At 66.2% G+C, this 13,003-nt stretch carries 12 protein-coding genes; 7 read left to right on the top strand and 5 right to left on the bottom strand.

What is annotated here, in order from left to right; translation table 11 throughout:
- Positions 1-156: 156 nt before the first annotated feature.
- From HNO81_RS11840 to HNO81_RS11830, 3 genes are all read left to right on the top strand, one after another.
- On the top strand, positions 157-909 hold the full coding sequence (locus HNO81_RS11840; protein ID WP_175318322.1) for a DUF4191 domain-containing protein: 753 nt from the start codon (positions 157-159) through the stop codon (positions 907-909).
- A 120-nt stretch (positions 910-1,029) separates the two neighbouring features.
- A complete protein-coding gene (locus tag HNO81_RS11835; protein ID WP_175318321.1) occupies positions 1,030-1,383 on the top strand; it encodes a DUF3817 domain-containing protein in 354 nt (117 codons plus the stop codon).
- Between the two features lie 43 nt (positions 1,384-1,426).
- The gene (locus HNO81_RS11830; protein WP_175318320.1) at positions 1,427-2,362 is read left to right on the top strand and encodes a DMT family transporter; all 936 of its coding nucleotides are present in this window, start codon (positions 1,427-1,429) and stop codon (positions 2,360-2,362) included.
- 25 nt (positions 2,363-2,387) lie between these two features.
- Here the strand turns inward: HNO81_RS11830 and HNO81_RS11825 are convergent, their stop codons facing one another.
- Positions 2,388-2,825, bottom strand: a complete 438-nt coding sequence (locus HNO81_RS11825) for an RDD family protein (protein ID WP_175318319.1) — start codon at positions 2,823-2,825, stop codon at positions 2,388-2,390.
- Between the two features lie 284 nt (positions 2,826-3,109).
- On the opposite strand from HNO81_RS11825, the gene glnA (HNO81_RS11820) reads away from it, so the two are divergent.
- Complete coding sequence (glnA, locus tag HNO81_RS11820) at positions 3,110-4,534, top strand: type I glutamate--ammonia ligase (RefSeq protein WP_141160827.1); 1,425 nt, start codon at positions 3,110-3,112, stop codon at positions 4,532-4,534.
- Between the two features lie 259 nt (positions 4,535-4,793).
- Here glnA (HNO81_RS11820) and HNO81_RS11815 read toward each other — a convergent pair whose 3' ends face one another.
- From HNO81_RS11815 to glnA (HNO81_RS11805), 3 genes are read right to left on the bottom strand one after another with little or no spacing between them, the layout of a single operon-like run.
- Positions 4,794-5,330: a GNAT family N-acetyltransferase gene (locus HNO81_RS11815; RefSeq protein WP_175318318.1), complete on the bottom strand. Its 537-nt coding sequence runs from the start codon at positions 5,328-5,330 to the stop codon at positions 4,794-4,796.
- The gene (locus HNO81_RS11810) at positions 5,320-8,331 is read right to left on the bottom strand and encodes a bifunctional [glutamine synthetase] adenylyltransferase/[glutamine synthetase]-adenylyl-L-tyrosine phosphorylase (RefSeq protein WP_175318317.1); all 3,012 of its coding nucleotides are present in this window, start codon (positions 8,329-8,331) and stop codon (positions 5,320-5,322) included. Before HNO81_RS11810 ends, HNO81_RS11815 begins: the two co-directional genes overlap by 11 nt.
- A 9-nt stretch (positions 8,332-8,340) precedes the next feature.
- The gene (gene glnA, locus HNO81_RS11805) at positions 8,341-9,681 is read right to left on the bottom strand and encodes a type I glutamate--ammonia ligase (protein WP_141160830.1); all 1,341 of its coding nucleotides are present in this window, start codon (positions 9,679-9,681) and stop codon (positions 8,341-8,343) included.
- 284 nt (positions 9,682-9,965) lie between these two features.
- On the opposite strand from glnA (HNO81_RS11805), the gene panB reads away from it, so the two are divergent.
- On the top strand, positions 9,966-10,862 hold the full coding sequence (gene panB / locus HNO81_RS11800; RefSeq protein WP_175318316.1) for a 3-methyl-2-oxobutanoate hydroxymethyltransferase: 897 nt from the start codon (positions 9,966-9,968) through the stop codon (positions 10,860-10,862).
- 15 nt (positions 10,863-10,877) lie between these two features.
- Here panB and HNO81_RS11795 read toward each other — a convergent pair whose 3' ends face one another.
- Positions 10,878-11,042: an SPOR domain-containing protein gene (locus HNO81_RS11795; RefSeq protein ID WP_175318315.1), complete on the bottom strand. Its 165-nt coding sequence runs from the start codon at positions 11,040-11,042 to the stop codon at positions 10,878-10,880.
- A gap of 119 nt (positions 11,043-11,161) precedes the next feature.
- Here HNO81_RS11795 and map point away from each other — a divergent pair, with 119 nt between their 5' ends.
- Together map and ppgK are read left to right on the top strand one after the other, a co-directional pair.
- Complete coding sequence (gene map / locus HNO81_RS11790) at positions 11,162-12,040, top strand: type I methionyl aminopeptidase (RefSeq protein ID WP_175318314.1); 879 nt, start codon at positions 11,162-11,164, stop codon at positions 12,038-12,040.
- Positions 12,041-12,148: 108 nt separating this feature from the next.
- Complete coding sequence (ppgK, locus tag HNO81_RS11785) at positions 12,149-12,952, top strand: polyphosphate--glucose phosphotransferase (protein ID WP_175318313.1); 804 nt, start codon at positions 12,149-12,151, stop codon at positions 12,950-12,952.
- Positions 12,953-13,003 lie beyond the last annotated feature (51 nt).

The raw sequence follows: 13,003 nt of genomic DNA, 5'->3' as shown, positions 1-13,003 counted from the left end.
CAGAAGGCATCCAGGACTCCGGCACCACCCGCCAGGAAGCCGCCACCCTCCTGGCAAGCAAGTCCTGATTCCACGTCCCTAATGGGCCAAAAGGCCGGACGCCGGAAGACTCCAGCGTCCGGCCTTTTGGTTTAAGTCACGTAGAATTGAGGCACTATGGCGAAATCCCCTGACTCCAGCAATTCCACCCCGGCCGGCACCACTGCGGCGAAGCGCGGCCTGTTCTCGCGCAAGCCCAAGGAAGCCAAGGCCAAGAAGCCCAGCAGGCTCAAGCAAATTGGCGAGGTCTTCACCATGACCCGCCGCCACGACCCCATGGTCCCGTGGCTGATGCTCCTGGTCTTCCTCGGCGTGGTAGCCGTGAGCTTCCTGGTGGGATTCTGGCTGGATAACTGGATCACCGGCCTGATTATCGGCATTCCCCTCGGTCTGCTGGCGGCCACTTTCATTTTGTCCCGCCGCGCTGAGCGTGCAGCGTTCGCGCAAATCGAAAACCAGCCGGGAGCCTCCGGCGCCGCCCTCGGCACGCTGCGCCGTGGCTGGATCACCGAGGATCAGCCCGTCGCGGTCAACCCGCGCACGCAGGATGCCGTCTTCCGCGCCGTCGGCCGGCCCGGCGTCGTCCTTGTCAGCGAAGGCCCCACCCACCGGGTCAAGCCGCTCCTGGACGCCGAGCGCAAACGCCTTGCCCGCATCCTGCCCAACGTTCCGGTCCACACCATCCAGACCGGCCACGGCGAAGGCCAGGTACCGCTGAGCCAGGTGGCCAAGAAGATGGGCAAGATGAAGAACGAGCTCACCAAACTTGAAGTCAGCACCGTATCCAAGCGCATCGCGTCCATGGGTACCCGGCTGCCCATTCCGAAGGGCATCGACCCCTACAAGGCCCGTCCCAACCGCGGACGCTAGCCGGCGAAACGCCCCGGTACCGGCATGGCCGGCCACCGGGGCGTTTTTCTTTGTGCCCGGGCCGACCCCCGCGGGTCCCCTCCTGCGGCACCGAACAGCACACGACGACAGGACTTGACCATGAACCTCAGGACAACAGTGATCCGCGCCTTCCGCATCCTCGCCGTAGCCGAGGCCTGCAGTTGGGCTGCCCTCCTCGCCGGAATGTATTTTAAGTGGATTGCCGGCACTACCGAGCTCGGCGTCCAGGTGGCAGGTCCCATCCATGGTGCCTTGTTTGTCGCCTACGGGGTCGCCGCGCTCATGCTGTGGCGCGTACAACGCTGGCCGTTCCTGGTGGCCGTGCTGGCCGGCGTCTCGGCGGTTTTCCCGTTCGCCACTCTCCTGTTCGAACGCTGGGCAGCACGCCGGGGCTTCCTCACCGCCGCCGAAGCCGCGGACAACTCCGCTGCCCTCGAGTCGAGCCGAGCTTAGGAAGAGCCAGGGCATAGTGGACTCCGTTGACCAGGGGTTTAGGGTGAAGCACGCGGAGAGGCAGGATACGGCGGCCCACGGACGAAAGCGGCTTACAGCACTCGTCTCCTTGCTGGGGGCAACCCTGTTCTGGGCGGGCAACTACGTTGTGGGCGCTGCTGCCGTCCACAGCATCGACCCGCTCAGCCTGGTCTTCCTGCGGTGGGCGATTGCGCTGGTGCCGCTGCTGCTGATAGCCCAACTGGTGGAGCGGCCATCCTGGCGGGCGGTCCTGGCCGCATGGCCTTGGCTGCTGGCGCTCAGCGTGTTCGGCCTGCTCGGTTACAACCTTCTCCTGTACTTTGCCCTGGAGCATACCGATGCGTTCAACGCTTCGCTGATCAACGCCTTCAACCCGGCGCTCATCACGCTGGCGGCCGCGGTGTTCCTGCGCGAACGGCTCACGCCCCTGGCGGTGGCCGGCGTGGTGATGGCCCTGGCGGGCGTCCTCATCGTCATCAGCGGAGGAGACCTGGGCAGGCTGGCAGCCGCTGGTTTTGGCACCGGCGAAATATTGATGGTTGGCGCGGTAGTGGTATGGACGGCCTACACGGTGATCGGGCGCCTGGCACCGAGGATCCCGCCGATTACCGCCACCGCCGTCCAGGCAGCGCTGGCCGTGGCCCTGCTGGCGCCGGTGCATCTCGCCAGCGGCGGACTTGCCGTGCCCACTGCCGGCAGCGCGTTGGCCTCCCTGCTTTTTATCGCGATTTTCCCGTCGGTGCTGTCCTATGTGCTGTGGAACCGCGCCCTGACGGTCCTGCCGGCAGGAGGTGCGGGCGTCTTCCTCAACCTGATCACCGTCTTTACCGCGGTCCTGACCATGCTCGCCGGACAGCTCCATACCGCCGCGCAGTTCGTGGGCGGAGCCATCGTAGTTGGGGGCGTGATGGTCGCGAACGCGTCCGCCTTCCGGCGAAGACGCCAGGCCGGCGCATAGGCGCAGCGCTTTTGCCGGGCGGGTGCTACCGCCGGACGAGGAGCGTGTTCATGGCTTTGTCATGAAGGCCACGCTGGTCGGGGTCGAAGATGACGGCGGGGATGACCAGGCAGAGCAGCACGGCGCGGACCAGGCCGGCCAGGGGCCCCGGAGTGCCGCCACCGGGCCTGATCACGGCAATGCCCATGATGCGGTGGCCGATGCTGTAGCCCAGCGTTCCCACCAGGAGGGTTTGTTCGACGGCGAACACCGCCAGCGTCGCCCAGGAATCGCCGCCGAAGGCGAAGTTGCTGATCAGCAGGGCAATGAACCAGTCGATCATGATGGCAAGGATCCGGCGGCCTGCCCTGGCAATGGAGCCCGGACCGGACTCAGGCAGGCCCAGACGCTCCCCCGGATACTTGGAGATGCCGGACGTATCCGGTCCGGTGAGCCAGGAGCCAATATCTTCGCGATCTACCACCCTCCAAGTTTACCGATCCGCGCTGCAGCAACACGCCCACAGTGTGGATGGGACTCGACCACAGTGTGGACGGACGATAGCGTTGTCGTAGCAGGGCATTCTGTAACCTGCGCGAAACAATGCGGACACGGACGGGAAATGCCGGATCCATAGTCTGGTAGAAGTTTCAAGCAATCCCCCGGCAGGTCGCGCACCAGGGAAAGCCCTGTGTTCTCCCTGATATTGGATTGCGCTGGATCATATGGCGTGCATGCCAGATATTTACATATGCGTTAGGAGCATAGATGTTCAAGACTGCGGACGAAGTCCTCAAGTTCATCAAGGACGAAGATGTAAAGTTCGTCGATATCCGCTTCACCGACCTTCCGGGCGTCCAGCAGCACTTCAACGTTCCCGCGAAGAGCGTTGACGCTGACTTCTTCGTGAACGGACAGCTGTTCGACGGTTCCTCCATCCGTGGATTCCAGGGCATCGCCGAATCTGACATGCAGCTGATCCCGGACGTCACCACCGCGTTCCTGGACACCTTCCGCATGGAGAAGACCCTCGCGCTGAACTTCTCGATCGTCAACCCGCGCACCGGTGACCCGTACCACCGCGACCCGCGCGGCGTCGCCGAGAAGGCCGAAGCCTACCTCGCATCCACCGGCATCGCCGACACCGCGTTCTTCGCCCCCGAGGCAGAGTTCTTCGTGTTCGACAACGTCCAGTACCAGTCCTCCCCCGAGGGCAGCTTCTACAAGATCGATTCCGAGGAAGCCCACTGGAACACCGGCCGCGAAGAAGAAGGCGGCAACCTGGGCTACAAGACCCCCGTCAAGGGCGGTTACTTCCCGGTTTCGCCCACCGACAAGCAGGCTGACCTGCGCGACGCCATGTGCGTTGCCCTGGACGAAGCCGGCCTTGAGGTCGAGCGCAGCCACCACGAAGTTGGATCCGCCGGCCAGGCCGAGATCAACTACAAGTTCACCACCCTGACCCACGCGGCTGATGACCTGCAGAAGTTCAAGTACGTCATCAAGAACACCGCTGACGCCTGGGGCAAGTCCGTGACCTTCATGCCGAAGCCGGTCTTCGGTGACAACGGCTCGGGCATGCACTGCCACCAGTCGCTGTGGAACGGGGGAGAGCCGCTGTTCTACGACGAAAAGGGCTACGCCGGCCTGTCCGACACCGCCCGCTGGTACATCGGCGGCCTGCTGAAGCACTCCTCCGCTGTCCTGGCCTTCACCAACCCGACGGTCAACTCCTACCGCCGCCTGGTCAAGGGCTTCGAAGCCCCGGTCAACATGGTCTACTCGCAGGGCAACCGCTCGGCCGGTATCCGCATCCCGATCACGGGTTCCAACCCCAAGGCCAAGCGCATCGAGTTCCGCGCACCGGACCCCTCTTCCAACCCGTACCTGGCCTTCGCTGCCCAGCTGATGGCCGGCATTGACGGCATCCGCAACCGCATCGAGCCCCCGGCTCCCATCGACAAGGACCTCTACGAGCTCCCGGCCGAGGAAGCCAAGGACATCCCCAAGGCTCCGGGCACTCTGGAGGAAGCACTGGAGGCCCTGCGCGAGGACAACGAGTTCCTGCAGGCCGGCGGCGTCTTCACCCAGGACCTGATCGACACCTGGATCGAGTACAAGTACGAGAACGAGATCCGCCCGCTGTCCCTGCGCCCGAACCCCTACGAGTTCGAGCTCTACTACGGCGTGTAGCATCAACGCTTAGCGAAAAAGCAAAGGCGGCCACCGGTTCATCCGGTGGCCGCCTTCGCGTTGTCCGGGCGGAGGCGCCGCGGACGGAGAAAACTAAGGTGGGGGCCCGTCTCCAGACGTGCTGAGACCGGGAGCCGGACCCCCTGACGAATGCCCCCCGAGACGAAGACTGTCCAGCCTTCCCCCCAACAAGGTTGAAGAACACCGCCACCCACATCCTCTGGCAAACGCTTGCTAAGCGCAATGCCGGTCCAGCGCGTTACGAAGGTCCGGCAGGGGCAAAGGCATGGAACATGGTCCGCTGCGGCCCCGCATCGCCGCCAAGGTAGCGGCCCGCGTCGATGAAACCGGCGCGGCGGTAAGCGGCCAGGCCCGAAGGGTTTTCCTCATTGACGGAAAGTACGACGCCGGACTCGCCGCTTTGGTGCCGGGCGGTCAGCTTCCGCGCGGCCTCCACCGCGGCGGCGGCCGCGCGGGTCCCCAACCCTTTGCCCTGGTGCCGGCTGTCGATGAGGAAGCCCCGCAGCAGCCAGGCTGACCAGTCGTCGGGCCACCCGGCGAGGCCTGCAGCCCCCGCCTGGAGTGTCAAGAGGCCGGCTGCGTCGCCGCCGGACTCCACCATGTAGGGCCACCGGGACTCGTCCGCCAGGCCCGCCAGCGCCATGCGCAGCGGCTCGCCCACGAACCTTTCCTGGCCGGGCAGCAGCGACATGTCCGCGATGGCACCCAACTGGATGGCGCGGGCATCTGCATCCAGGTCACGCAGTGAAATCAACCAGACCCAGTCAGTGCCCATAAAAGACACGTTCAAATACCGCCCGCGCCCGTCGGCTCACCCGCAGGTAGTCTTCCTCCAGTGCCGCGGCATGGCCGGGCTCATAGCCACACCAGCGCGCCACCGCCTCAAGGTCGCGGCGCGAGGACGGCAGGAGGTCGGAAGCCTTGCCGCTCCAGATGACATTGGCCGATCGGATGCGGCTGGCCAGCCGCCATGCTTCCGCCAGCAGGCCGGCGTCGCCGTCGTCCAGGAGGCCAAGATCCGACGCGGCCGTCAGGGCTTCCAGCGTGGAGGTGGTCCGCAGTTCCGGGTGTTCTCCGGCGTGCTGGAGCTGGAGCAGCTGCACCAGCCATTCGACGTCGCTGAGCCCGCCCCGGCCCAGTTTGAGGTGCCGGGCGGGGTCTGCGCCGCGCGGCAGGCGCTCGGCTTCCACCCGGGCCTTGACGCGCCGGATCTCACGGACATCCTGCTCCGCCACGGTTTCCGGATATCGGATGGGATCGATCAGCTTGAGGAAGTCAGCGGCAAGGCCATCGTCCCCGGCCATGGGCCGCGCCCGCAGGAGTGCCTGCGCTTCCCAGATCAGGGACCAGCGGCGGTAATACTCGGCGAAGGAATCCAGGGAGCGCACCATGGCTCCGTTCTTGCCCTCGGGCCGGAGGTCGGCGTCCATCTGGAGGACGCGTTCTGCCATGATGGCCGGCTTGAGCGGCTGGGTGAGCAGGCTGGAAACCTTGACCACGATGCGGGAGGCCTGTTCCTGCGCCTCCGCTTCGGAGAAGCCAGGCAGGGCACGGTGGACGTACATTACATCCGCGTCGGACCCGTATCCAATCTCCCGGCCGCCCTGCCGTCCCATGGCCACCACCAGCACCGTGGTCTTAAGCGGTCCGCGGGCCGAGACGATTCCCTCCGCCACCCGCAGCGCGCCAAGGACGGCGGCGCGGTCAGTATCTGCCAGGGCCTGGCCGACTCGGTCCTGGTCCAGGAGCCCTGCAGAATCGGCGATGGCGGTGCGCAGGATTTCCCGGCGCCGGATCAGCCGGATCAGGCGCATGGCACTCTCGGGGTCCTCATGCCGCGACATCTTGGCGGTGATTTCCTGCCATTGGGCTTCGAAGCCCACGGGAACCAGGTCCTTGTCCTGCCCCAGCCATGCCACCGACTCCGGGGAGACCTCCAGCAGGTCCGCAATCAGCCGGGAGTTGGACAGCATGTGGCACAGCCGTTCGGCGGCAGCATTGGAGTCGCGGAGCAGGCCAAGGTACCAGTGCGTGGTGCCCAGGGCCTCGCTGACCCGGCGGAAGGCGAGGAGCCCGGCGTCGGGATCCACGCCTTCCGCCAGCCAGTCGAGCAGGATGGGCAGGAGCTGGCGCTGCAGGGCTGCCCGGCGGCTCACACCGGCGGTCAGCGCCTCGATGTGGCGCATCGCGCCTTGCGGATCCCGGTAGCCCAGCGCTGCAAGCCGTCCCTGGGCTGCCTCGGGCGTTAGCCTCGCGTCTTCGCTGCTGAGTTTGGCGGCCGTGTTCAGCAGCGGCCGGTAGAAAATGCGCTCATGCAGTTCACGGACCGAGCGTTTGGTCCGCTGCCACGCGGACAGCAGGGAATCCGGGCTGGGCCGTTCATTGGAGAAAGGCCCCAGCACCGCCTTGGCAAGGGAACGCAGGGCCGGTTCCGCCACGGGCATGAGGTGGGTGCGGCGAAGCTGGAACAGCTGGATCCGGTGTTCCAGGAGCCGAAGGTAGCGGTAGGCATTGTCAAAGGCGGCCGCGTCGGAGCGGCCGATGTAGCCGCCGGCTGACAGGGCAGCGATCGCGGAGGTGGTGTCCCGCCGTCGTAATGTCTCATCCGCCTTGCCGTGCACCAGCTGGAGGAGTTGGACGGTGAATTCGACGTCGCGCAGTCCGCCGCGGCCCAGCTTGATCTGGCGTTGCTCTTCGGCGGCCGGAATGTTCTCGGTGACCCGGCGCCGCATCGCCTGGACGGATTCCACGAAGCCCTCGCGCCCGGCCGAGCTCCAGATCAACGGGGCTACGGCGGCCTCGTAGGCCCGCCCCAGGGCGGCATCGCCGGCGATGGCACGGGCTTTGAGGAGCGCCTGGAATTCCCAGCTCTCGGCCCACCTGGCGTAATACGTCTCGTGGGAGGCGAGGGTGCGGACCAGCGGCCCCGACTTACCCTCCGGCCTCAGGTTGGCGTCCACCTCCCACAGGCCCGGTTCCCGGGCCACGGACGATATGGCCCGTGAGATGCCGCTCGCCAGTGCCGTGCCAATGGTGTTGGCCTGCGCGTCATCGAGGCTTCCGGCGTCCACCACGTAAATGACGTCGACGTCGGAGATGTAGTTCAGTTCCCGGGCTCCGCATTTGCCCATGCCAATGACGGCAAGGCCGACGTCAGCGATGTCAGCGACGCTGTGCTGCTCCGCGGCTTCGGCGCGGGAGACGGCCAGGGCGGCCTCGATGGCGGCGGCAGCAAGGTCCGCCAGTTCGCCACCCACCGATGGCAGGAAGTCCAGCGGATCCGCGGCGCAAAGGTCTTTCACGGCGAGGTCCACCAGCCCGCGCCGGTAGGCAGTGCGCAGGGCGGCGTAGGCGTCCGTGCCTGTGGCGGCAGCAACGGGACGGGCGGCACGGGGATCGGCGCCCACTGACTGCAGGAGCGTGGCGCGCAGCCGCCCGGGATCGGCGGGCAGCGGCTCGGGACTGGCCCGGACCTCGAAGGCGTCCAGGTGCTCCGGGTGCCTGATGAGGAATTCCCCCAGGGCCTCGGATGCGCCGAGGACCCGGTACATTGGCTCGCTGGCTTCCAGGTCGGCGGCCGCCAGGTCCCGCAGCTGCGGGTGCTTTTCGATCAGGCGGACCAGGGACTGCAGTGCAGTGTCCGGGCTGGCCGCCAGCTGCAGCCCGGCAAAGATCCTGTCCTGGTCCAGGCCCTCGAGTTCGCGTGCGCCGAGGAACCGTTCGCCCTTTTCCAGGTCGCTGAATCCTGCCGCTATCAGGCGGCGTGCCAGGCTCACGCCCGGCACCTAGAGGATGCCGAGGTTGCGCTGCAGCTCGTAGGGGGTCACCTGCAGCCGGTAGTCCTGCCATTCAGCGCGCTTGTTGCGCAGGAAGTGCTCGTAGACCTGTTCGCCCAAGATCTGCGGCATCAGTTCCGAATCCTCCATCGAGCGGATGGCGTCGTGCAGGCTGGCCGGCAACGGGTCATGGCCCATGGCACGGCGCTCAGCGGAGCTCAGCGACCAGACGTCGTCCTCGGCTGCGGCCGGCAGGTCGTAGCCTTCCTCGATGCCCTTCAGGCCCGCACCGAGCAGGACGGCGTAGGCCAGGTACGGGTTGGCAGCGGAATCGATGCCGCGGTACTCGATCCGGGCGGACTGGCCCTTGCCCGGCTTGTACAGGGGAACGCGGACCAAGGCAGAACGGTTGTTGTGGCCCCAGCTGAGGTAGCTGGGAGCTTCGCCGCCGCCCCACAGCCGCTTGTAGGAGTTAACGAACTGGTTGGTGACGGCCGTGAATTCGGGGGCGTGCTTGAGGATGCCGGCAATGAACTGCCGGGCCGTCTTGGACAGCTGGAACTCCGCTCCTGCCTCGAAGAACGCGTTGCTGTCACCTTCGAACAGGGAGAAGTGCGTGTGCATGCCGGATCCGGGGTGGTCCGTGAACGGCTTGGGCATGAAGGTGGCATAGGTGCCCTGCTGCAGCGCCACTTCCTTGATGACGGTGCGGAAGGTCATGATGTTGTCGGCCGTCTGCAGGGCGTCAGCGTAGCGGAGGTCGATTTCGTTCTGGCCCGGGCCGGCCTCGTGGTGGCTGAACTCCACGGAAATGCCGACAGACTCCAGCATGGTCACCGCGGTGCGGCGGAAGTCCTGGGCGACGCCGCCGGGCACGTGGTCGAAGTAGCCGCCCTCGTCAACGGGCACGGGAGCACCGTTCGGTCCCGGCTCGTGCGACTTGAGGAGGTAGAACTCGATCTCGGGGTGGGTGTAGCAGGTGAAGCCCATGTCCGCGGCCTTGGCGAGGGTCCGCTTGAGCACGTTGCGCGGATCGGCAGCCGACGGCTCGCCGTCGGGGGTCAGGATGTCGCAGAACATCCTGGAGGTCTGCTCCGTCTCACCGCGCCACGGCAGGATCTGGAAGGTGGCGGGATCCGGCTGGGCCAGCATGTCGGATTCGAAAACACGTGCCAGGCCTTCGATGGAGGAGCCGTCGAACCCCAGGCCTTCCTCGAATGCGCCTTCGACCTCCGCCGGGGCCAGCGCTACGGACTTCAGCGATCCCACGACGTCGGTGAACCACAGGCGCACGAAACGTACGTCGCGCTCTTCGATTGTGCGCAGGACAAATTCTTGCTGGCGGTCCATGATGGCCTCTTCTCCGGTCAACGTCCATGCTCCGGGGTCCGCGCAAAGGGGAAAGCCGGCAGCAGTTCATCATCACTGTACTAATCATTCGGCGCCGATGCTTCAGCCTGCGCCGTGCGTAACACAGCATTAACCTGGCGGTCCCCGAATCATGCCTCCGGGCGGCGCCACGGGCAGCGGAATCGCCGAACCCCCGGCAGCAGCCTGCCGCTATGACGCTAATCACCTTTTGCCGGGGATGCCCGCAGTAGCTAGTCCGGCATGTCCCGCACTACGCTCTTCCCATGGCCTCCAGCAACAGCTCAGACTCCAGCGCGTCCGCAGAAGTACCTGCCCCGTACGGCAACGGCCCCGGCGCAGCGGCCGCGTCTGCGTCGGAAAGGAAGCCTGCCAAGGTCCGTGTCCACCACCTCCAGCAGGCCAAGCGGGACGGCACCAGGTTCGCCATGCTGACCGCCTACGAGCAGTACACGGCCGAAATCTTCGATGCCGCCGGCATCGAGGTGCTCCTGGTGGGTGACTCGGCGTCCAACAACGTCTTCGGGAACGAGACCAGCCTTCCGGTGACCGTTGACGAACTGCTCCCCCTGTGCCGGGCTGTCGCCAGGTCGGCCAGGCGTGCCCTGGTGGTGGCCGACCTGCCGTTCGGCAGCTACGAGGTGAGCGCGGAGCAGGCCGTTGCCGCCGGCGTCAGGTTCCTGAAGGAAGGGCTGGCCCACGCGGTTAAGATCGAGGGCGGGAAGTACTACGCCCCCACAGTCCGGGCGATGGTGCAGGCCGGCATCCCGGTCATGGCGCACATTGGCTTCACGCCCCAGAGCGAGCACGCCCTGGGCGGATACCGCGTCCAGGGCCGCGGCGACGACGCCCAGCGGCTGATCGAGGACGCCCGCGCTCTTGAAGAGGCCGGCGCCTTTTGCGTGCTGATGGAAATGGTTCCCGCGGAGACGGCCTCGGCGGTCGACGCGGCCGTAGCCGTGCCCACGGTGGGTATCGGCGCGGGAAAGGCAACCACCGGCCAGGTCCTGGTCTGGCAGGACATGGCCGGGCTCCGGGGCGGGCGGATGGCAAAGTTCGTCAAGCAGTACGCGGACCTGCGCAGCACCCTGCACGACGCCGCCACGGCCTATGGCAGGGACGTCCGGTCCGGCGAATTCCCCGGCCCCGAACACTCCTTCTAGGCGGGAACCAGCCGCTCAGTCGTCGTCGCCCTTGTCCCAGGCGTCGTTGCGGGCCTTGACCTTCTCGATGGCGTGCTCCGCTTCCTCGCGGGTCTTGTACGGCCCAATGAGCTGGCTCCAGTCCGACAACCGGTCCTCTTCCACTTCGTGGGTATTGACGTTGAACCAGTACTCAGTCATCGTTGCTCCTTGTTCCGGCGACAGGAACCCGGGGTGATCCGCGTAACACAAACACTTACGCGCACCCTCCCCAGCTTGTCGGTTGTTAGGCGTTCTGTGGTGCCTTATATGATCAATCTATGCCTTCCCTTGCCTCCACTGCACCCATCGGCACCCTCACCCCGGGTACCTTAAGTCCGCAGCGTCCCGTCCCGGCGTCCATCCCCCGTCCGGAATACGTCGGCAAGCCGGCTCCCGCCAAGTTCACCGGTTCCGAGGTCAAGAGCGCAGAGACCATCGAGAAAATCCGGGTTGCCGGGAAGATCGCGGCGCAGGCCATCGTGGAAGTAGGCAAGCACATCCAGCCCGGCGTCACCACGGACGAACTGGACAAGGTAGGCCACGAATTCCTTCTGGACCACAACGCCTACCCCTCCACGCTCGGTTACCGGGGCTTCCCCAAGTCCCTGTGCTCCTCGCTGAACGAGGTCATCTGCCACGGCATCCCGGACAGCACCGTGGTCCAGGATGGCGACATCCTGAACATCGACATCACCGCGTACCTCAACGGCGTCCACGGCGACACCAACTACACGTTCCTCGTGGGGGACGTGGATGAGGAATCGCGGCTCCTGGTGGAGCGCACGCAGGAATCGCTGAACCGCGCCATCAAGGCTGTGGCGCCGGGGCGGGAAATCAACGTCATCGGCCGGACCATCCAGTCCTATGCCAAGCGGTTCGGCTACGGCGTGGTCCGCGACTTCACCGGCCACGGCGTCGGCGAGGCCTTCCACACCGGCCTCATCATCCCGCACTACGATGCAGCCCCTGCCTACAACACCGTGATCGAAACCGGCATGGTGTTCACCATCGAACCGATGCTCACCCTGGGCACCGTGGAGTGGGACATGTGGAGCGATGACTGGACCGTCGTTACCCGGGACCGTCAGCGCACCGCACAGTTCGAGCACACCCTGTTGGTCACCGAGTCCGGCGCCGAAATCCTCACCCTGCCTTAGCCCGCCATGCCCCAGGGCATGCCGCCGGTGCCGACCGCCCCCCACCCTGTTACGGGCGGCCCACGCCGCTCCCTTTTCCCGCCCGCCCCTGTCAAGAACGGAATTCCATTGGCCAAGAAGGACGAAAAGTCGCACAAGAACGCACCGCTGATCGGCATCGACATCGGTGGTACGGGCATCAAGGGCGGCATTGTCGACCTGAAGAAGGGCAAGCTCCTCGGAGAGCGCTTCCGCGTGCCCACCCCGCAGCCTGCCACCCCTGAAGCGGTGGCCGAGGCCGTAGCCCTGGTGGTGGCCGAGCTCTCTGCGCGCCCGGAAGCCCCTGAAGCCGGCTCCCCCGTGGGCGTAACCTTCCCCGGCATCATCCAGCACGGCGTGGTCCACTCCGCCGCCAACGTGGACAAGAGCTGGCTGGACACGGACATCGACGCCCTCCTCACCGAACGCCTCGGCCGCCCGGTGGAAGTCATCAACGACGCCGACGCAGCAGGCCTGGCAGAGGCGCGCTACGGCGCCGGCGCCGGCGTCTCCGGCACCGTCCTGGTAATCACCCTGGGCACCGGCATCGGTTCCGCCTTCATCTTCGACGGCAAACTGGTCCCCAACGCCGAACTGGGCCACCTTGAGATTGACGGACACGACGCCGAATCAAAGGCCTCCGCCGTTGCCCGCGAGCGGGACGGACTGTCATGGGACGAATACAGCGTGCTCCTGCAGCGCTACTTCTCGCACGTGGAGTTCCTGTTCTCGCCGGAACTGTTCATTGTGGGCGGCGGCATCTCCAAGCGTGCCGATGAATACCTCCCCAACCTCAAGCTCCGCACGCCGATCGTTCCGGCCGTGCTGCGCAATGAGGCAGGCATCGTGGGTGCGGCACTGGAAATCGCGCTCCAGCACAAGCTGGCCAAGTAGGAGTGGTGCCGGTGGCGGCTGCGGCTTCCCCTCCGCTGCCGCCACCGGAGT

The organism is Pseudarthrobacter sp. C4D7 (genome assembly GCF_013359725.1).
Taxonomy (GTDB): domain Bacteria; phylum Actinomycetota; class Actinomycetes; order Actinomycetales; family Micrococcaceae; genus Arthrobacter.
The sequence above is the reverse complement of the archived record's forward strand: the minus strand, read 5'-3'. Positions and strand labels throughout refer to the sequence as shown.